The sequence below is a fragment of the Lactiplantibacillus sp. C232 genome (genome assembly GCF_023806725.1).
GTDB classification, from domain to species: Bacteria; Bacillota; Bacilli; order Lactobacillales; family Lactobacillaceae; genus Lactiplantibacillus; species Lactiplantibacillus plantarum.
In genome coordinates, this window is sequence record NZ_JAMSKZ010000004.1 from 208,643 (window position 1) to 227,999 (window position 19,357).

The following is a 19,357-nucleotide window of genomic DNA, read 5'->3' on the forward strand; positions in this document are numbered from 1 at the left end:
GTTCACTCACTTTGAACGTCGTCTTCAATTAGTGGTTATTAATTGACTAATAATCGTCGTTCGAACTGCATAATCATTCAGTAGTCTTCTAGCACAACGAGTTTCCTACTTCAAATCGGCCCCATTCGTCCGAATCACTTTTTGATACCAGTAGAACGAATCCTTCTTCGAGCGCTCTAGTGTCCCGTTACCTTCATCGTCCTTGTCGACGTAGATAAAACCGTAACGTTTCGACATCTGACCAGTTCCAGCTGAGACCAAATCGATACACCCCCACGGCGTATAGCCAATCAAGTCGACCCCATCTTCGGTAACGGCCTTGATCATTTCACTGATATGAGCGCGTAAATAGTCAATCCGGTAAGGATCATGAATACTACCATCGGCTTCGACTTTGTCGCGGGCACCCAACCCATTCTCAACAATCATCATTGGCTTGTGATAGCGGTCTTGTAACCAATTCAAAGAATACCGCAAACCTTCTGGATCGATTGGCCAGTCCCATTCGCTCGTCTTCAAATATGGATTATCAACGGCTTCGGTCCCGACAAAGTGGTAACTTGGGTTATCATCCTGAGCGGCGACCGTGTTGGAATTATAGTAACTAAAGCCAATATAATCAACGGTGCCTTCCTTCAAGACTTGGCGGTCTTCGGCCGTGATATCAGGGCGGAAACCAGTCTGTTTGAAGTAAGCTTCCATATTATTTGGATAATAGCCCCATGATTGTACGTCTGCAAACCAATAACGCCGCTGCATAGCCTTTTCAGCTTGCATGATATCTTGTGGCTTAGCACTTGCAGGATAAATCGGTGTCATGTTGATCATATTGCCAATCTGGAAGTCGGGATTAATGGCATGGCCAATCTTAACGGCTAGCGCACTGGCAACGACTTCATAATGAGCAGCTTGATACATCAAAGCTTCAGCGTCAGGATCATCGGGCTTCAACACTAAACCAGAATCCGTCGCCATCAGGAATTGGTTCGTATAAGTCGTCTGATTATTAATTTCGTTGAAGGTCATCCAGTACTTAACCTTGTTCTTATAGCGTTTGAAGACCGTTTCAGCGTAGTGCACGAAAAAGTCAATGACTTTCCGCGAACGCCAGCCACCATATTCCTTAACTAAGTGGTACGGCATTTCAAAGTGGGCCAGCGTGATCACTGGTTCGATACCATATTGCCGGCAAGTATCGAACATATCATCATAGAACTTCAAACCCGCTTCATTGGGTTCTTCTTCATCACCATTTGGAAAAATCCGCGTCCAGGCGATCGATGTCCGAAAACACTTGAAGCCCATCTCAGCAAATAGCTTGATATCTTCCTTATAGTGACCATAAAAGTCGATGCCTTCATGGTTCGGGTAATTCTTACCCGCAATCACACCATCCGTGATTTCACGAGGAACACCGTTGGCACCGGCAGTCATGACATCAGCCACACTGACCCCTTTGCCACCAGCTTGCCAGCCGCCTTCTAGTTGATGGGCTGCGACCGCCCCACCCCATAAGAAATCAGATCGTAAACCACTCGTTGTTGCCATGCATTATCATCCTTTCACTATAAATCTTCACCATCACTCGCAATAACTTGTTGGAACCAGTTAAAGGAGTCTTTCTTAGAACGGTCAAAACTGCCTTGACCATTATCATCGGCGTCAACATAAATGAATCCATACCGTTTCGCCATTTCACCAGTACTTGCTGAGACCAAATCAATACAGCCCCACGGTGTATAGCCAATCAGATCAACACCATCTAATACGACCGCTTGTTCCATCGCCAAGATGTGATCACGGAAGTAACTGATCCGGTAGTCGTCATGTACACTCCCGTCGGCTTCCTTCTTATCGTAAGCACCAAAGCCATTTTCAACAATGAATTGTGGTAAGTGCCACCGATCTTGCATCCAGTTCATCGCATAGCGCAACCCAGTTGGATCAATTTGCCAGCCCCAATCAGACTTCTTAACGTAGGGGTTCTCAACAAAGTCATCGGGTTCCTTGAAATCGTAATCACTGTCACCGTCACGACCCTTTGTAACAAATGACATGTAATAACTGAAACCAACGTAATCCACCGTACCAGCCTTTAAAGTTGCCAAGTCAGCAGCGGTAATATCCATATCGAAGCCCTTGCGTTCAAAGTACTTCGGTAACCACTTTGGATATTCACCGAGACAGTGGACATCCCCGAACCAATACCGTTTTTGCATGGCCCGTTCCGCCATCATCACATCCGCTGGTTTAGCTGTTAGTGGATAGATTGGACACATCGCGACCATACAGCCGATTTGAAAATCAGGATTGATTGCGTGGCCCGCTTGCACAGCTAGGGCACTCGCTACTAATTCATAATGAGCTGCTTGATACATCGCCTGTTCCCAATTGTCATCCTTGCTAAGTTGCAGGCCGGAATTTTGTAACAATGGGTGCGGATCACTCCAAGCTGTTTGGTTATTGATTTCGTTGAAGGTCATCCAATACTTGACCTTATCCTGATAGCGCTTGAAGACGGTCTTCGCAAAATGAACAAAGAAGTCGATCATCTTACGGTTGCTGAAACCACCATAAACCTTCACTAAGTGGTATGGAATTTCAAAGTGTGACAGGGTCACAACGGGTTGGATGCCATGCGATAATAAATCATCGAATAAGTCATCGTAAAACTTCAAACCAGCTTCGTTAGGCTCGCTCTCATCACCATTCGGGAAAATCCGGGTCCACGCGATTGACGTCCGGAAACACTTAAAGCCCATTTCTTCAAATAATCGATCATCTTCTGGATAGCGATGATAAAAATCATTGCCCCAGTGATTAGGATAGATTTCACCATCTTTGACGCCATCCGTGACTTTACGGGGAACCCCGTTACGTCCGGCTGTCATTACATCGGCAATGCTAACGCCCTTGCCATCAACATCCCAAGCGCCTTCTAATTGATGGGCCGCGACCGCGCCACCCCACAGAAAATCTTTGGGCATTTTGTATCCTTTTGTCATGAACTAATTCCCTCCATTAATGCTGCTCAGGCTATCCCTGAGTTACAGTCTTTGTTACCTTAACTAACGAAAAGCGTGTAACCGCCACGTCACCGTTGTTAAGCTGTCTGCCATTATAAGCGACCACGGCATGAATGAAAAAACAAGCCCAGACCAACACCAGCAGGTATTTGCCTAGGCTCAAATTAATTAACTACTTCGCCTCATCGGCAGCTAAACGCCGATAAACGTCTACAACTTCACCAGCTAAGTCGCGGAAGGTGATGGCATTCATGATGTGATCTTGTGAATGTACTAATAACAATGACACGTGGGTATGTTCCCCTTGTGCTTCCGCCGTTAACATTGAGGTTTGTGAATTGTGTGCTTCGGTTAGAAAGTTATCTGCTTCCTTTAACTTGGCATCAGCGGTTTCAAAGTCGCCTTCCTTAGCAGCTTTAATTGCTTCGAAAGCGGAACTCTTTGCATTACCACCATTAACGATCAAACCCATAATGGTTTCGAGACTTGCTTCAACTTCTTTTGTTTGTTCTTCTGCCATTTACCCTCATCCTTTTAGCATTTATTCGTGTGCATCACAATCAAAATGCCACCGGCCGCGATTGATCTACCTTGGGCTGGTAGCACTTACAATTTAATGATTAGTTTGCTTTTGCAATTGATGCTTCGGCTTCCTTTAAAACTTTTTCGCCGTTCATCATGCCGTAGTCTTGCATGTTGATAACTTCAACTGGAATATCAACGCGCTTTTGGAAATCACTTAACATATAACGAACTTGTGGTCCAAGCATTAAAATGTCAGGATTCTTTTCAGCTAACTTCGCATCAGCGTCACTGGCAGCGGTTGCAAAAATATCTGCATCAATGCCTTCTGCTTCCGCAGCCTTTTGCATCTTTGAGACTAATAATGACGTTGACATCCCAGCGGCACATACCAACATAATTGTTCTTTCAGCCATAATAAACACGCTCCTAGATTGTTTTAAATTTATATGTTACAGCGGTTGCTTTAATAAACCGCTTTCATTACAATTAGAATTATAAGTCATGGGTACAAATTTGACAAGCCTTATTAATCAGATATCTGCAATTTATTTGATTTGTACCCACAAATTATTAAATAACAACTTAATATTCGAAAGAAGTGAACACCATGTATCGTGACATTGCAACCAAACTCGTTGCCGCCATTCAAGACGGCATTTTTACCGTCAAACTCCCCACGGAAGCCCAATTAATGGAACGTTACCAAGCTAGCCGCAACACCATTCGCAAAGCGATTGACTTGGTGTACCAGCAGGGGCTCCTGCGTCGGGTTCAAGGCAGTGGCTATTATATTACTAATATTCAGCTTCAACATAAAACGGTAGTGAATCTGTCAGCACGCTCACTCTTCAATAGTCATGTCCACCCACGGACTTTAACTTCCAAGATTCTGACTTTTGATACGATCCACGGCGATAGTGCCCTGAGCCGCAAACTCAACATTCCCGTCGACGAAGAACTGTATCGTATCATTCGCCTCCGCTATTGGCACGACCAACTGTATTGTTTGGAAAGGGCCTACTACTTACGCTCTGTCGTCCCCTATCTATCGACCGAAGCTGTCAATACGTCAATTTGGGACTTCATCAACGAAGCTTACGGCATCGGGATTGCTAACAGTGATGATTATCTTTCACTCACCAATCTTAACAAGGAAGAGGCCGAACTAATGAATTTGGCACAGGGCGCAACTTACTTGGCCTTGGATTCTTGTAACTATTATAAGAATAATGGCTTACTAGATTTTTCTCACACCATCTTTGTTTATCCCGACCTTGCATTGTATTTTCATACGACAAATCTTGCAAATAATTAATTTATGGCTAAAAAAAGACGATTCACTATAATTTCATCACAATTTATGGGTATACTAGTAACAGTATCCAAATTTACGATGGAGGAATTAGCGTGTCAGCACCCCTTTTTTCAGTGGTTGTACCAGCTTACAACCAGCACAAATTTATAGATAGCTGCTTGACTAGTCTACAACGCCAAACCTTGACAGACTTTGAAGTCTTCGTGGTTGATGATTGTTCGACTGATGACACTGGTGAACAGATTGCCGCGTTAATCAAAGGCGACGACCGGTTCCACGTGATCACTCACGCCCATAACCGGGGCGTCTCCGCAGCTCGTAACTCCGGTATGGCTGCTGCTAAGGGTAAGTACCTTTGCTTTGTCGATGGCGACGATTGGGTCGAACCAGACTTTCTGGCAACCTTCCTAGCCGCCTACCGGTCAGCACCCGATACCCAGCTCGTTGTATGCGGTCACTACGGTTACTTAGCCGTTCCGAGTCCTGCCAAAACATACAACCAAAAAGACTTGATTGCCAACATCAACTTTGGCACGGTTGGCGGTTTTTCGTGGAATAAAGCATTCATTCGCAGTATTATTACCACGCATCACCTCAAGTTCAACGAAGATATTGATTTTCTTGAAGACCAGTTGTTTGCCTTTCGTTACGCTAACTACGTACAGTCCTCCGAATACGTACCGGACCGGACTTACCATTACCGTTGGCGTTTTCGAAGCAACCTTGCTCACATTGGAATTCCATTCTTCACCGCTCGTCGTAAGATGATGAAGATTCTCAAGCAGGAAAACAAGCAAGTTTTGAACGAAGATTGGAATAATCAGTAGCAACGTTACGTTGCCATCGCCTCTAAAGGTCGGTAGCTGAAATAGCTATCACCCTTTAGGGGATTTTTTGATACCTAGCATAATCGGCTACGATGACCAGAAGATGCGCAATTATTCGAGGCTAGTAGCCATCCACTCGCAGCCTCAAATGCGCTTTCGCCGCCGATTAAACCGACCGTGGCGCGAAACAAGCTAGCTGCTCAAGCTCTTTTTGATATCAGCGACAAAATAAAGTGGCAATTAACAATTAAAGACTTGTTGAATGACGAGTAACGCTTTACAATTGGACTATATTAATTAATTTGATGGGAGGGTTAGCGATGGCTACGATTCACTTATACTTAGTCCGTCATGGACAAACCAAGCTCAACGCGGCCGGCCGTTTACAAGGCATCTATGATTCGGAACTCACACATACCGGTGTGCGCTCCGCTCAACGGTTAGCCCGCATGCTAGCAGATGTTCATTTCGACGCTGCTTACGTCAGTGACTTGGGCCGAGCACAACAAACGAGTCGCATTATCACCGCACTCCATCCTGAAATAAAAAAGCCGACGATTGACGTCGGCTTACGCGAATTTAACTTCGGTGGGCTTGAAGGTACCAGAAACATGTGGATCGTCAAGCAAGTCCAAAAACAATTGGGTATTGGAACGTTTGTTAAGTTGATGTTGAGTCGTGAACGCTTCGCCACCCTACTATGGGTCTTTAACTCCCTCGACCAGACTCGTGGCGCCGAGACTTTGGTCGGTGTCACGGATCGAATCAGTAGCGCGCTACGACGAATCTGTTTGTATGAATCTCAGGATAGTCAGCATGACAAGAATATTCTTATCGTTTCTCACGGGCTGGTTCTCAGTGCATTCCTATACCAAATCAGCCCCCGTGAGCTTCCCACCCGACTCCTGAAAAATACAAGTGTTAGTCGCGTGGACTACCAAAATCGGCAATTCAAGTTGATCGACATTAATATCACCCCTAAGAAGCGGGCCTAGTTGTCTCGATGCTAACAGGTTGCGTGGTACAACTCGGAAATTGCAAGCGCGCCTGAATACCAAAAAAGGCTTTGATTTTGCGTTGTAATTCTTGACCAGTTGCATGCACTGAAGCTTCACTTGCATCTGGATCGCCAACTACAATTAAAATGCGACTGCTTTTACTATCCAAATTAGGCCTGATTGGGGTGGTAGCATCCGCTGAAAGACTGGCCCCTTGTGCCGTTAAATGAAGCTGAACCTGCTCAGTGCCAAGCGTATTCATATCCCACGCATTGATCTGCACTGGATGGCGCGCGTGAATCACTTGAAGCAAGTCTGCCAAAGCATTCTGCGGCTGAGCAACGGCAAGCCCTTGTGCAGCTAATTGTTTTTCAATTGCTGGATTCAACTCACGGTTATCAAGATTGCTCATCGACAAAATTGCTAATGGAATTTCCGTGGTAGTCGTCGGTAAAATTTCAATTTTCAACAGTTATCACTTCCTAAAAACACTTCAATACTAAGTGTGCCAAATTTGACGTAAAAGTCAATTACCACCACTTAAGTCATAGCGAAATTTTAATAATACCACAAAAGCGATTCCCACACACGTGAGAATCGCTTTTTTAATGGCCTTATTGTCCTCGTCGATACACCGATACGCTTGTAAGCTGACCTTACTTAGTCGTTGATAATGGGTGGGCCGCGAAGTATTTTTCTAAGAATAGTGCCAAACCATCATTATAATTCATATCAGTTACATAGTTCGCAACTTTCTTAACTTGTGGCAAGGCGTTGCCCATTGCCACCGATAAGTCAGCTTCTGCCATCATCCCAACGTCATTCAAGCCATCCCCAAAGACAAACGTGTGGGCGGCATCGACATGTTGCTCACGTTGAATTTGTTTGACCGCCGTCCCCTTATCCGTATTCAGAGGAATCATCTCAATATTATTCGGGTTCGATGATGAAAGTCGCAACAATTTACTATTAGTGAGCTTTTCGCGGGCAGAATCCAGCCGTGACATGTCTTCACGACTGAGAATGACGCCGTTCGTAATCTGGTCCTCAATCGTGGCTAATTGCGTAAAGCTCTTCACTTCTTCATAGCCAATCGAGACTTCATCCGCATCAAAGTTGGCCGCATTACGAGCAACGAACCGTGGGATTTGTTCCGTATAGTAGGCCATGTCTGGCGTGAACAACATCATTGGTAAGTTATCACGACGTGCAATCAGATAGGCAAGCTCAACCGCAGCACCTCCGAGTTTGGTTAGCTCACGGCCCTGGGCACCATCGAACACCGCCCCGTTAGACGTCACCAAACGAACGTCAGCGTTTACTTTGTCTCGAACGATCTTCGCCAGCTCGTACATGCGCCCCGTAGCAATGTAAAATAACACGTCCTGCTTCTGAAACCGTTCAATCGTCGCTCGAGTTCGCTCCGAGACATATTGGTGATCCGTTAATAATGTTCCGTCAATGTCCATAAAGACTAAATATTTTGGCATAGTTGAACTCCTCCTACGTATTTACCTATATGTTGTGCTAGCTAACTGATCATCTGTGACATTCAGCTTGACTGCTTTTGCTGGGTTTGCCAATCAGTCGGTACCATCCTGCCATCGTCAGTAAATACGCAAATTGGCGTATCCGCACTGATGAGTAAGCCGGTTGGCGTATCCGCACTGATGAGTAAGCCGGTTGGCCGGACTTGAATGGGCTTAAATTAAAAAGATGACGCACCGCCGCCTTTTTTAGCAATCATAATTAGCACAAGGCTTATTTACACTCCCAATTGTACGCTATTCCCTCCTATAATGGAAATCGCTTTCAAAGCCGAACTAGCCACCGCATTTTCACCACATAAAGCTAAACAATCTTAAGTTTAGAAGCTATTTAGGGCATTATTTGCCCTCATCAGCTTTATATACCAAAGAATTCAATCTCACTACTTGACATTCACCAGTCCAGCTACTAAATTAGAGAACAATTAATAAATGATGATAAAAAGCATTGAACAGTTCAGTAGTTGCCGGTCGTTAGCCTTAGCGAGTCTGAGATGGTGTGAGCAGATCTAATCCGGTATCACGAATATCGACTGTGAGTTGTATGGGTGAAATCAAGTAACCCGTACTGGTTAACACCCATTAACGTGTGGTACATCTTTCATGATGTGCTTAAGGTCAGTAATGTAAATTGCTGATGAATACCGGTGGTAACCCGCGCTCGCGTCCGGCAGACGACTTCGTCTGTCGGACGTTTTTATTTTCATTTATTAATAAATCATTTTAAAGGATGGTCATACATATGCATTTTACAGTACTCGGCGCAGGCGCCATGGGATTACGTTACGGTGTGTTATTACAAGAAGCAGGCAATCAAGTTGATTTTGTGGATACTTGGCAAGCAAATGTTGATCAAATTCATCGTCAAGGTGGCGTCTACGTGTCGCGCGATCACCAGAATCGACACTTAGTTCCCGTCAAAGTCTCAACTCCCGAAGATTATCACGATGATCCCGACGTGTGGGTCGTATTTACTAAACAGATGCAACTTGCTGATTTTTTGACTCGGACGGCCCACGCTTTTAATGGTCGCCAGTACGTGCTCACTTGCATGAATGGGATGGGTCACGTTGAAAAATTATTACACTACTTCAAACCCGAAAAATTATTAGCTGGGACCGCACTAGTCGCTACGGTCTTAAACGGCCCTGGTGATGTCGACTTCATTGGAGCTCGCGGCGCCGGCACCATGAATCTCGCCAATTATACGGAACACCCTGACGAAATGACCCACCGAATCGTGACAGAATTAGATAAATGCCAATTCCACCCTAATTTAACAACGAACTTCCGCGGCACCTTGCTGGCTAAAGTCGTCTTCAACTCAGTGGTCAACACCCTCTGTACCCTCTTTGAAATTACGATGGGCGAATTCGCGGCCTATCCAGGGGCTGATGAGCTGAGTCGTCAATTGATCGATGAAGCCTATGATGTCTGTGAGCGTGATGGTGTCACCATGTTGAATACCCGCGCGGAAGAGCTCGCCTCTGTCAACTACGTCAGCAAAGTGGCTAATCCCCTCCACTACCCATCGATGTATCAAGATATGTCTCATAATCGGCCAACTGAAGTCGACTATATCAATGGCTACCTCGTCAAGCTTGGCCAAAAGTACCATTACCAAGCAAAAACGCACGCGTTTCTGACCCATCTGGTTCACTTAGCCGAAACCACCCGCCAAACCAGTGCCACAACTGAACACACTACTGAACAAAATGCGCAGAACGCGACCGAACAGGCTAGTCAACAAGCAAGTGCGTAACCGATTCCCCTTTTCTCAGCAAAATCATGTACAATGGAGGTTAAGTTGATTTTACTGAGGAGGCGGTTTGCTGTGCAAGTCAGTCGGGAATTCAAAGGTATCTTTCTTGCTAGTATCAGTGCGACCTTCTGGGGGATTTCCGGAGCCGGCGCACAAACACTTTTTGATACGACCGATATTAATTCTATTTGGTTAACGGGAATTCGCATGCTGGGTGCCGGAATCGCACTATTACTGGTCAGTTTGCTGACCCATGTTGATTTGTGGTCGATTTGGCGTCAACCCCGCGATCTCCTACAGATCGTGGCCTACACACTATTGGGTCTAATGCCGGTTCAGTTCACCTACTTTTTAGCAGTTGAAGCTAGTAACGCGGCGACCGGAACAATTCTACAATTCATGGGACCCGTGTTCATTGCTCTGTGGATGCTAGTCGCTCATCGGCAATTGCCGACCCGTGCAGAAGGCCTTGCAATTATTTGTGCACTACTGGGCTCATTCTTGCTCGTGACTCACGGCAACCCTCAGACCCTAGTCATCTCCGTCTGGGCGTTGATCTGGGGACTCTTATCGGGGGTCTCGTCCGCTACGAATACCTTGCTACCAACCAAACTACTTACTAAGTACGACCCAATGACCGTCAACACCTGGTCAATGTTGTTAGGGGGTATCTTGTTTAACATCGTTCAGCCAGTCTGGTCAATCCATATTCCACTGACTATGCTTAATATCAGCAAGTTGACCTTTGTTGTGCTGTTTGGAACATTGTTAGCTTTCCTATTCTTCTTGCAAAGTTTGCAATATATCCGGCCAACCGTTGTCAGTCTACTAGACGCTTTTGAACCTTTATCCGCAACCATCATTGCGGTGGTTCTACTCGGTGTCAGCTTCGGTTGGCTCGACATTCTGGGCAGTGTCCTGATTATTAGTACCGTCTTTATTTTGGCTATTGGGCAGGGTCCCAATGATCGCACGGCAGAGAATTTCAAGCAACCATAAACGATGACTCATAATTATGAAACCAGTAAAAGCCGGTTGTGACTAAGTCCTAGTCACAACCGGCTTTTACATTGCCGCTACCGTTACATATATTCAATTAATAACCACGATTCAGATCCACTTGGTTACGTACCAGCGTGCCATCTTTGACAAACTGTGCAAAGTTCGCCGCAAAGATTGGAAAAACGGTCGCCCGAAAGTGGGCAATTTGACCTGAAATATGTGGCGTAATCAGCACGTCATCTCGTTGCCACAACGGGTGGTCCGTCGGTAATGGCTCTGGTTCAGTAACGTCCAACGCTGCCATACTGAGTTGATGATGATCCAGGGCGGTCATTAACGCTGTAGTATCAACCGCCGGACCACGCCCAATATTAATCAGCATCGGTTGCTGTTTGGTCTGCTGAAATAATTCAGTACTAAACAAATGATGCGTTGTTGGCGTTAATGGCAAAGCGTTGACAATAAAGTTAGCCGTTGCTAACGCGTCGGCCGTCGCGGTAAATGCCACTGTTTCATGAAAATGATCAGCGGGGTGACCGGTCGTATTGACCCCAATCACGTGCATGCCTAACGCACTAGCCTTAGCCGCTAACGATTGCCCAATTTGGCCCGTGCCATATATCAACAACTGTTGCCCGGTCAAGGTAGATGTCGTCATTGGCAAGGCCCATTGCCGTGCCCCGCGCTGATTCAGCCAGGCCGCATGATACCCCCGGACTACGCTTAACATCGCGGCTAAGACCGATTCACTAATCGCATCGGCGTGAATACCACTCGTGTTTGCAACCACCACCCCGGCCGCTTGCAATGCCTTTAATGGCAAATAATCGACGCCAGCTGAAATGACCTGTACAAACTTTAACTGATTGGTTGGCCGCGCTAGGATCGTCTTTAATAACGGATGATTACCATACATGACTTCAATTTGGTCGTAATCGGCCGCCGTGACCGCCGCCGCATCCTTGAACGTCCAGTCCGGATAAGTGGTTTGTAACTGTTGCAGCTGTTCAGGTTTGGTTGCTTGAGCCATCAATACCATTGGCATAACTTATTACCCCATTTCTAATTTCTTGATCAATACTTTTATCATACCACTATCATTCACTTGAACCGTAATGATCCACAACCGGATATTAGCTAAGATTGGCCAGTAAGTTAGGCTGACCCTTTTTTAGCCCACAGTTTGGTTTAAATCACAATGTTTGACGCTACTGCTGACAAACGGCTCACAAAATACCAACAAAAAAGCGATGTTCGAAAGTCGCACTCCCGAGCATCGCCAATCGGTAACTAACCTAATTGGGTTTAATCGTTGACCAATTATTTAACAACCGCAAAGCCACCGGTCCAGCCGATTTGTTCACTGGCTGCTAATGTCATTTGCATAAACCCCATCGCTTCAAGCTCACGGGCCCGCTTTAACTTACCTGCATCCTTCACTTCTAACGGACTGTCAGCCAAGGCGCGGGTGAAGCGTTGCTTGGCGCTATCGTCATTACCAGCAACTAACACGGTTGTTGGTTCCTTACCATTGACCTGCCCACTCTGAAGCGTCGCCGCAAAAGTCGTATTGAAAGCCTTGAGCACCTGACTATCTGGTAGTTGCTGCTGTAATTCTTGGGCAGCCGAACTATCAGCTGGAACAACCAAGTCATCCCACGTGTCAAAATTCAAGGGGTTCGTGATATCAACGACGATTTTGCCCTTCAACTGAGTCGCGTACTGTTTAGCCAGCGCAGCTAAAGCGGGATAAGGTACCGCCATGATCACGATTTCACCGAGCGTTGTGGCTTGGTCCTTGGAACCATAATAAGTGACCTCGTGCCCAGCGATTTCAAAATTATGACCAATTGCTTGCCCCATGTTGCCCTTACCAAAAATTGTGATTTCCATATCAAAACACGCCTCTCTCACTTTATAATTAATTTTATATTTACATTCTAACATTGATGTCCCGTTTACATCACTTTTGTGTCTGCCAGTTACCGCAAACCGGTCGTCATTCGCCCCAGATAATGGACACTCCTTGAATGGTAACAATTAGTGGAACTAATGGCTAACCAGCTCGGATATTCACCTGCCTGCACGCTTCCCAGGTTATTGACACGAGTCGATCAGTCACTAACGACCAAAAACCGACCAACTTAATTATGAATTAATTAAGCTGGCCGGTTTTTAAATTTTCAGACGATCATCAAGTTTACTGGTCTTGTTTACCCAGAAAAATTAATTATTGCCCGTTGCCGTACTATAACCATCTGTAGAAGAAGCAGTGCCACCGGTCGTTGTTGAAGACGTATCTCCATAATTCGTCGTTGAGCTACTATCGGTGTTTGCACTATAACTGTAGCTAGGCGTACTTGAGCTCGACGTTGCCGAGCTCGTGTCCGTATCGTTGCTATAACTATGCGTTGAAGCCGAACTACTGTTGTCACTACTTTCACTATAAGTCGAATATGATGAACTCGACGATGATTCTGGTTCACTATAGCTATACGTGCTCGAACTTGAGGCTGAAGACGATGCGTTATTCGCTTTCGCCAACTTCTTGCGATCCGTAATCAACTTCTGGTAATCATTGGCCGCTAACTGCGACTTTTTGCGATAAGCTTTCAGGTTTGTAAGTACTTTATCGACTGTCGTTGACGGGGTCGAAGCCTTGAGCTTATTTTTCTTGTTATATAATTTTTGGAAATCAGCATCATAGCTGACCACTTTCTTAACCGTTTTTCCCGTTGTCGTAAACAACTTATCATACTTCTTAGCAAAGTACGGCTTACTAGTCGTTAAGCCAGCAGTTGTCAACCGTTGCTGACCCTTAGTAATGGTGTCCATGGTCACGTCGGTCTTAAGTAACCCCTTAGCGTTGCGTAAATCTTGGTAACTAGTCCGGACCGTCAACATCTTAGCAGCCGTATCATGCTGTTTCTGCAAACGGGTCTTTTCACTTGAATCCTTCATATTATCAATATTATTTTGCAACTTGGTCAAAGTCGAGCTTGAGGCACTCGCCCGCAAGTCCCGTTGGGCTGATGATGTATAAACTTGGTCCACGATCTTTTCCGCATTGGTTCGTGCCGCAGCTTGAGTGGCTTGCCCATGGTTCCACATGAAGAAAGCTCCACCAGCAGCAACAACCAGAATCGCAACACCAGCCAACATCAACTTCCAGTTATAGCGCCGAGCTGGCTTCTTAAGATGTGGATTCTTTTCATCCGTTTCTAACTCAGAAAAGTCACGGTCGTCATCCGGCTGATCATCATGTGGTACCCGCTGTTCTTCGTGCCGAGCAACCCGTGACATGGTTGGCTTATTGGGCTGCTTGCCACCGTTGGGCTGCTGATCACCATACAACTCTTCACGTGATAATGGTAACTCAGGCTGCGTGTCATCATCCGCTTGTTCCGTCCCCTTGACCGCAATCCGCGGTTGCTGTTTACGAGCAACCGGTGGAATATGATCAGCTGGGATGCGCCTTTCGACCTTCGGCTGTTTAGCAGCAGTCGCTTGCGGATCCTTAGCGGTTGTGGCCGTGGCCTGAGATACAGCAGCCTTTGATGTCGCTGACTTGGGGGCTGTGGACTTCGGGGCCGTGGATTGTGCTACCGCAGATGCGGCGGCCGCGGCACTCGATGTCGAAGCACTAGACTGTTGACTGTGCGTCTTGGCCTGACTGGCAGCTTCCTGACTAGCACGCCGGGCCATCCGCGTCATTGGAACTTCCGACGTTGCCGCCGACTGATGAACCTTGGTACTTGCTGTTGTTTTAGCCACACGCTTCTGATCAGACACTGCGGTGCTGGTTGCTTGTGACGCTTCCTTAGCGGCCCGCGCTGGTGCCGATTGAGCCGCACTAGCTGTCGTCGAAGCTGCGTGCTTGGAACGCTGGTCACTTACTGCCTGTGATGAGACCGCGCTGGCCGTCTTTGGCGCCGCCTGACTTGCTGTTGAGGCCGGTTTAGTTGCGGCGGACTTTTTAGTTATTTGCGCGGATTCCGCCTTTGACGACGACTGAGAACCAGCCGAGCCTTTTTGCTTAACCGCACTAGTCGCCCCATGCTTGACGGGTGCCGCCGATTGTTTTACAGCCTGGCGATCGTCTCCGGAATGGCGCGCTTTTTTAGCCACCTTTTCTGGTTCAATTACTGCGTCAACAGGTTGCTTTTCGGCACTGTTATTCGCCGTCGAGCGGGGAATATTGACCGTTGATTTTGCTTCGGCTTCGTCCGCCTTTGATGCGGCCGAGTCTTTCAGATCATAGGCCAAAGGGATCTGTTCATTATCTTGTTCAGTACTATCATCGTCGGGAATTGGCTCAGTAATCGAATTCCAGAGCCGTCTACCCAATCCTTCTTTTTTATTTTTTCTAGACAAAACCAACGCTCCTCGCCAATTTATAATTTACATTAGATTCCTGGTTAAGCGCCGACCAAAAATTTTTATCAATTTCGGTAAAATAACCATTAATAGTTAAATTATAGCATGGAATTGGCTACTGAGAAACCACTGGTCAAGCGGATTTGTGAATAACTGCCCAATACCTTAAATTAAGGTTAAAACTCTGCTATAATCGGCTTATCAAGATATTTGAAAGCGAGGAGTTCATATGGCTACTGCGAAAGTTATTTTTGCTACCATTACCGGTAACAACGAAGACGTTGCCGATATTATTACTGAAAAATTTGAAAAGCTTGGGGTCGATGTTGCCAAAGAAGAAATCTCGCAAGCCGACGCAACTGAATTCAACGATGTTGATATTTGTGTTGTCGTCCCTTACACCTACGATGAGGGCGCCCTCCCTGAAGAGGGACTCGACTTCTACGAGGACTTACAGGATTTGGATTTAACCGGTAAGATTTACGGCTGTGCCGGCTCTGGCGATACTTTCTATGATGATGATTATTGCCGCGCCGTCACCGATTTCAGTAACGCGTTGAAGAAGGCTGGGGCTACTCAGGGTGCCAAGGACGTGTTCGTTAACCTTGCACCAGAAGCTGATGATGTAAAAGCCCTGGATGCATTTACTGAACAACTCGTTGCTAAAGTTCAGTAACCTGACTAGTTTGATTGAGTGAATAACAAAGAAACGCTTCAAGAATTCATGACTAATTCTTGAAGCGTTTCTTTTATTAACTGCTATCGACACATCATCCTGACGCTGATACCGAAAATCACAATCACCGTAATCACTTTTATTCAGTCCTTACGATTTCGAGCACGTTGTTTAATGGCGTTTCACACGCCGAAATCCGAGCCAACTACCGAACATGGTCAACCCCAATAGCACTGTTCCCATCACATTTGCACGACTTGGCGCTTCACCAGTTTGCGGTAAAGCCGATGTGCCGAGTTTGGCCGTTACAGGCTGAACAGCTACCGAAGCTGATTCAGTCGGCCGTGATTCTTGATGATGACCGCCAACGATAGTTTGCGCGTGTTGCAGACTAGCTGTGTTGGTCATCTGGCTCCGATGCGTCCATGAAGTGACTACTGATTTAGCCCCATTAGCCGTCGTTTGCATGCCAGAATTACGATCCGCACCCTTTCCATGATTCGTGCCAACCGCAGGTGTTGCGTCATCAATAACTGCATTTGCATCAACGTCAGCCGCATCACCCTCCATCTGGTCAGCATCATTCGTAGGTATTTCTGCTTGATCATCACCATCGATACTTCCAGTCGAGCCGCCGTTCACATCGTCATTGGTATTGGTAGCGCCTGGCTGTTCAGTATTCGTATCGCCATCGCTCGCCGCAACGACCGTGACTGTTGCCACGCGAGTGAAAATTTGACCACTCGCATCCGTATACTGATAAGTCACCTGGTAAACACCGGCTTGATTAGTATCGACCGTGCCAGTTACGACTAGGTCAGCAAGTGACAATTCACCGCCATTAACATCCGTAGCCAAGACTAAATTATCGCTTGGTTGCCACGACTCACCGACAGTAATAGTTGAATCATGAATCTGTAAATCGCTTTGGGATTCCGCCTGTTCATCGGCCTCCTCGATAACCAGCGTTACCGTCATCGTTGCCGTCACCAACTGACCAGTCTTGTCAGTAAATTGATACGTCAACCGATAGTCCCCGGCTGTAGTCCAATCTGGCGTTCCAACGACCTCAATGGCCGACCAGTCTAATGTTTGACCATCACTATCAGTGGCATTCTGAAAATTGCTTTGGGGCTGCCAAGTACTGGTTCCCTGCCCATCCGTATGCACCGTTGCGTGGTTTTGATATAAGTTCAAACTGGCTTGGTTTTCCTTAACAGTTACAGTAATCGTCTGCGTCTGACTACCATACGTGTAAGTAATCTGGTAATCACCCGGGACCATGGTGTTCACTTCACCCGTCACCGTCACATCGTTAAAGTCGATGGCGTGACCGTCCTGATCCATCGCCCCGTCAAAACCGTCCTGCGCATGCCAAGTGCCACCAGCGTGTAGTTCCGTATCATGGACAGTTAAACTTGTCTGGTCAGCCTTCACGATCACCAAAGCAGTGACCGTCTTACCCGCATACTTGAAAGTGACCCGGTAAGTCCCCGGCTGACTAGTATTTACCCGGTCACCCGATAGTTTCACAGCCTGGGGATTAGCTTCATAGAGGGCCTGAACATCGACTTTTTGACCAAATTGGTCGGTTAAACTCTCGATACTGTCCGTCCAGTTCCAATCATCGCCAACTTCCAGGGTAATGTCGTTGGCATCGATAACTGCTTGGTTTGCTTCCCAGATGTAGGTTCCAATCGGCATATTTTTTCCTGAATACAGATTCATCAGTTCAGCACTAGTTAACCGTTGCTGGGGATTGGCTACATTTATCCAGTAACCGGTATATTGGTCATTAGCTTCAATGTCCATTAGCCCAACCGACTCGATTTTGGCTGGCGTCAAATCAGTATCCGGACCAAGTGTAATTTTTTGTAGACGCTCACATCCCGCAAACATGTCGAGATTTTGTTCAACGCGATGCAAATTAAAACCAGATAGATCCACCTCAGTTAAATTGGAACATCCTGAAAATAGCAAATGAATCCAAGTAACCTGATCTGTTTTGAACTGAGACCCGAATTTAACACTGGTTAAGTTGTGCATGTCCATAAACCAAGCAGCCATATTGTCAAGGCTATCAGTCTTCCATTTGGATAAGTCTAGCTCCGACAACCCCGTTTTGATAAACAAACCGCCTGCTTCTTTTAGGCTTTCAAAGTTCAAATTCTCGATACCAATAATACGAGTTAACTTTTCATTGGGACCAAACATGTAGTCCGCTTCACTTACTCGACGAGTGTCCCACCCTGAAATATTGATTGTCGTTAGTTGGCTAGTCCCTGGAGAATTGAAAAACAGGTAAGACATATCAGTCACATTTCCCACCTGCCAGCTGCTCAAATCTAGCTCCTTAACATGCGTATTTTCTGAAAAGAAATATCTTAAATCCGTCGCAGAACTAACATCAATTTTTTCAAGCCCTTCATAGTGTTCAACATTCGTCAAATTTTCAAAGAAGCCCCCACTATCACCTATAATGCGAATTGGCTTTGAAATCACAACTTTAACTATTTGTAACACCCACGATTTTGATTGCCACGGACTATCCCCATAGCAATCGTAAATTTCGCCACCGTCCAACACTAATACACCAGAATCCGCGTCAAAATGCCATCTAATGCCATCGGCGTTGTACCCAGCACCCCAGATGCCGGCCATCGAGTCGTCGTCTTCCATATCATCGTTGCGATAACCATCCATGAGATGTGGGCGTTCTGGATTTCGAATCACGCCAGCCAAATCACCGCTTCCCCGCTCATTGATGGTTTCCGTTTTATGCTGCGACGACAAGACTTTTGCAGTACTATCCGTGTCAATATCTTGCGACTGCTCGTCGGCATTAACTGGCTATTCAGAATCATCAGTTGTCGATTGGTTCGGATGCGTATCAAGTGTTGCAGTATGTTCGTCTGACGGAACGGGGGTCTCACTGTCAACTTGATCCGTGACCGGTACACTGACCTGATCAGAATTCGCATGCTCATCATCAGATTGATTGACAATCTCATCAGTATACTGTTCTTCAGCGGCCTGCACTTTAATTGGTTGAGCTTCAGTTACCAGTTCACTCATTGCGGATTCATCCATGGCGTCGGTTACTGGGGATTGCTGCTCAGCGTTACCTTCAGACAAAGTTGCCACTGCCGGTTCAGTCAATGCTTCTACGTGTGTTGATTCATCTGCTCGTCCCGTCACCACATTCATGTTCAACGTAACGAGCGTGATTCCAGCGAACAACCACATCTTACCACTCTTGTACATCTTGTACCGTTTCTTCACTTGTTCCATTAATTTCTCAC

At 46.2% G+C, this 19,357-nt stretch carries 17 protein-coding genes; 6 read left to right on the forward strand and 11 right to left on the reverse strand.

The features are described 5' to 3' along the window. Positions 1–105: 105 nt before the first annotated feature. From MZO41_RS06170 to MZO41_RS06185, 4 genes are all read right to left on the reverse strand, one after another. The gene (locus MZO41_RS06170) at positions 106–1,548 is read right to left on the reverse strand and encodes a 6-phospho-beta-glucosidase (protein ID WP_013355847.1); all 1,443 of its coding nucleotides are present in this window, start codon (positions 1,546–1,548) and stop codon (positions 106–108) included. A gap of 17 nt (positions 1,549–1,565) precedes the next feature. Beyond that, the gene (locus MZO41_RS06175; protein ID WP_252129652.1) at positions 1,566–3,005 is read right to left on the reverse strand and encodes a 6-phospho-beta-glucosidase; all 1,440 of its coding nucleotides are present in this window, start codon (positions 3,003–3,005) and stop codon (positions 1,566–1,568) included. A 193-nt stretch (positions 3,006–3,198) separates the two neighbouring features. Continuing rightward, the gene (locus MZO41_RS06180) at positions 3,199–3,546 is read right to left on the reverse strand and encodes a PTS lactose/cellobiose transporter subunit IIA (RefSeq protein ID WP_003639489.1); all 348 of its coding nucleotides are present in this window, start codon (positions 3,544–3,546) and stop codon (positions 3,199–3,201) included. A gap of 100 nt (positions 3,547–3,646) precedes the next feature. Continuing rightward, the gene (locus MZO41_RS06185) at positions 3,647–3,964 is read right to left on the reverse strand and encodes a PTS sugar transporter subunit IIB (protein ID WP_003639490.1); all 318 of its coding nucleotides are present in this window, start codon (positions 3,962–3,964) and stop codon (positions 3,647–3,649) included. A gap of 194 nt (positions 3,965–4,158) precedes the next feature. Here MZO41_RS06185 and MZO41_RS06190 point away from each other — a divergent pair, with 194 nt between their 5' ends. The 3 genes from MZO41_RS06190 to MZO41_RS06200 all read left to right on the forward strand — a co-directional run bounded on the left by MZO41_RS06190 (position 4,159) and on the right by MZO41_RS06200 (position 6,688). Beyond that, on the forward strand, positions 4,159–4,866 hold the full coding sequence (locus MZO41_RS06190) for a GntR family transcriptional regulator (RefSeq protein WP_013355850.1): 708 nt from the start codon (positions 4,159–4,161) through the stop codon (positions 4,864–4,866). Positions 4,867–4,958: 92 nt separating this feature from the next. Next, positions 4,959–5,693: a glycosyltransferase family 2 protein gene (locus MZO41_RS06195; RefSeq protein WP_003642540.1), complete on the forward strand. Its 735-nt coding sequence runs from the start codon at positions 4,959–4,961 to the stop codon at positions 5,691–5,693. Between the two features lie 320 nt (positions 5,694–6,013). After that, the gene (locus tag MZO41_RS06200; protein ID WP_003645837.1) at positions 6,014–6,688 is read left to right on the forward strand and encodes a histidine phosphatase family protein; all 675 of its coding nucleotides are present in this window, start codon (positions 6,014–6,016) and stop codon (positions 6,686–6,688) included. On the opposite strand, the gene MZO41_RS06205 is transcribed toward MZO41_RS06200, so the two are convergent. Together MZO41_RS06205 and MZO41_RS06210 are read right to left on the reverse strand one after the other, a co-directional pair. Continuing rightward, positions 6,672–7,160 carry a hypothetical protein gene (locus tag MZO41_RS06205; protein ID WP_003642538.1) on the reverse strand — a complete coding sequence of 163 codons (489 nt, stop codon included), beginning with the start codon at positions 7,158–7,160 and terminating at the stop codon, positions 6,672–6,674. The two genes, MZO41_RS06200 and MZO41_RS06205, sit on opposite strands and share 17 nt — an antisense overlap. Positions 7,161–7,347: 187 nt before the next feature. Continuing rightward, complete coding sequence (locus tag MZO41_RS06210; RefSeq protein WP_003642537.1) at positions 7,348–8,181, reverse strand: HAD family hydrolase; 834 nt, start codon at positions 8,179–8,181, stop codon at positions 7,348–7,350. A gap of 799 nt (positions 8,182–8,980) precedes the next feature. On the opposite strand from MZO41_RS06210, the gene MZO41_RS06215 reads away from it, so the two are divergent. Together MZO41_RS06215 and MZO41_RS06220 are read left to right on the forward strand one after the other, a co-directional pair. Next, positions 8,981–10,000, forward strand: a complete 1,020-nt coding sequence (locus tag MZO41_RS06215; protein ID WP_003644739.1) for a ketopantoate reductase family protein — start codon at positions 8,981–8,983, stop codon at positions 9,998–10,000. 72 nt (positions 10,001–10,072) lie between these two features. Next, on the forward strand, positions 10,073–10,999 hold the full coding sequence (locus MZO41_RS06220; RefSeq protein ID WP_058906788.1) for a DMT family transporter: 927 nt from the start codon (positions 10,073–10,075) through the stop codon (positions 10,997–10,999). A 97-nt stretch (positions 11,000–11,096) separates the two neighbouring features. On the opposite strand, the gene MZO41_RS06225 is transcribed toward MZO41_RS06220, so the two are convergent. From MZO41_RS06225 to MZO41_RS06235, 3 genes are all read right to left on the reverse strand, one after another. Then, entirely contained in the window at positions 11,097–12,047 is a 951-nt protein-coding gene (locus MZO41_RS06225; protein WP_003642534.1) for a phosphoglycerate dehydrogenase, read from the reverse strand. 275 nt (positions 12,048–12,322) lie between these two features. After that, entirely contained in the window at positions 12,323–12,895 is a 573-nt protein-coding gene (locus MZO41_RS06230) for an NADPH-dependent F420 reductase (RefSeq protein WP_003644741.1), read from the reverse strand. Between the two features lie 333 nt (positions 12,896–13,228). After that, positions 13,229–15,382: a hypothetical protein gene (locus MZO41_RS06235; protein ID WP_013355852.1), complete on the reverse strand. Its 2,154-nt coding sequence runs from the start codon at positions 15,380–15,382 to the stop codon at positions 13,229–13,231. A gap of 226 nt (positions 15,383–15,608) precedes the next feature. On the opposite strand from MZO41_RS06235, the gene MZO41_RS06240 reads away from it, so the two are divergent. Next, positions 15,609–16,055, forward strand: coding sequence for a flavodoxin (locus MZO41_RS06240; RefSeq protein ID WP_003642531.1), 447 nt, complete (start codon positions 15,609–15,611; stop codon positions 16,053–16,055). Positions 16,056–16,226: 171 nt separating this feature from the next. On the opposite strand, the gene MZO41_RS06245 is transcribed toward MZO41_RS06240, so the two are convergent. Both MZO41_RS06245 and MZO41_RS06250 read right to left on the reverse strand, forming a co-directional pair. Further along, positions 16,227–18,848 (reverse strand): bacterial Ig-like domain-containing protein, encoded by a 2,622-nt coding sequence (locus MZO41_RS06245; protein WP_224272121.1) that lies wholly within the window; start codon positions 18,846–18,848, stop codon positions 16,227–16,229. A gap of 57 nt (positions 18,849–18,905) precedes the next feature. Then, entirely contained in the window at positions 18,906–19,346 is a 441-nt protein-coding gene (locus tag MZO41_RS06250; RefSeq protein WP_022638569.1) for a KxYKxGKxW signal peptide domain-containing protein, read from the reverse strand. Between the last annotated feature and the right edge of the window lie 11 nt (positions 19,347–19,357).

Bases quoted from the DNA above. Each gene is read 5' to 3' on its own strand.
- MZO41_RS06170 (WP_013355847.1), bottom strand. From the start codon at position 1,548: ATGGCAACAACGAGTGGTTTACGATCTGATTTCTTATGGGGTGGGGCG.
- MZO41_RS06175 (WP_252129652.1), bottom strand. From the start codon at position 3,005: ATGACAAAAGGATACAAAATGCCCAAAGATTTTCTGTGGGGTGGCGCG.
- MZO41_RS06180 (WP_003639489.1), bottom strand. From the start codon at position 3,546: ATGGCAGAAGAACAAACAAAAGAAGTTGAAGCAAGTCTCGAAACCATT.
- MZO41_RS06185 (WP_003639490.1), bottom strand. From the start codon at position 3,964: ATGGCTGAAAGAACAATTATGTTGGTATGTGCCGCTGGGATGTCAACG.
- MZO41_RS06190 (WP_013355850.1), top strand. From the start codon at position 4,159: ATGTATCGTGACATTGCAACCAAACTCGTTGCCGCCATTCAAGACGGC.
- MZO41_RS06200 (WP_003645837.1), top strand. From the start codon at position 6,014: ATGGCTACGATTCACTTATACTTAGTCCGTCATGGACAAACCAAGCTC.
- MZO41_RS06210 (WP_003642537.1), bottom strand. From the start codon at position 8,181: ATGCCAAAATATTTAGTCTTTATGGACATTGACGGAACATTATTAACG.
- MZO41_RS06215 (WP_003644739.1), top strand. From the start codon at position 8,981: ATGCATTTTACAGTACTCGGCGCAGGCGCCATGGGATTACGTTACGGT.
- MZO41_RS06225 (WP_003642534.1), bottom strand. From the start codon at position 12,047: ATGCCAATGGTATTGATGGCTCAAGCAACCAAACCTGAACAGCTGCAA.
- MZO41_RS06230 (WP_003644741.1), bottom strand. From the start codon at position 12,895: ATGGAAATCACAATTTTTGGTAAGGGCAACATGGGGCAAGCAATTGGT.
- MZO41_RS06240 (WP_003642531.1), top strand. From the start codon at position 15,609: ATGGCTACTGCGAAAGTTATTTTTGCTACCATTACCGGTAACAACGAA.
- MZO41_RS06250 (WP_022638569.1), bottom strand. From the start codon at position 19,346: ATGGAACAAGTGAAGAAACGGTACAAGATGTACAAGAGTGGTAAGATG.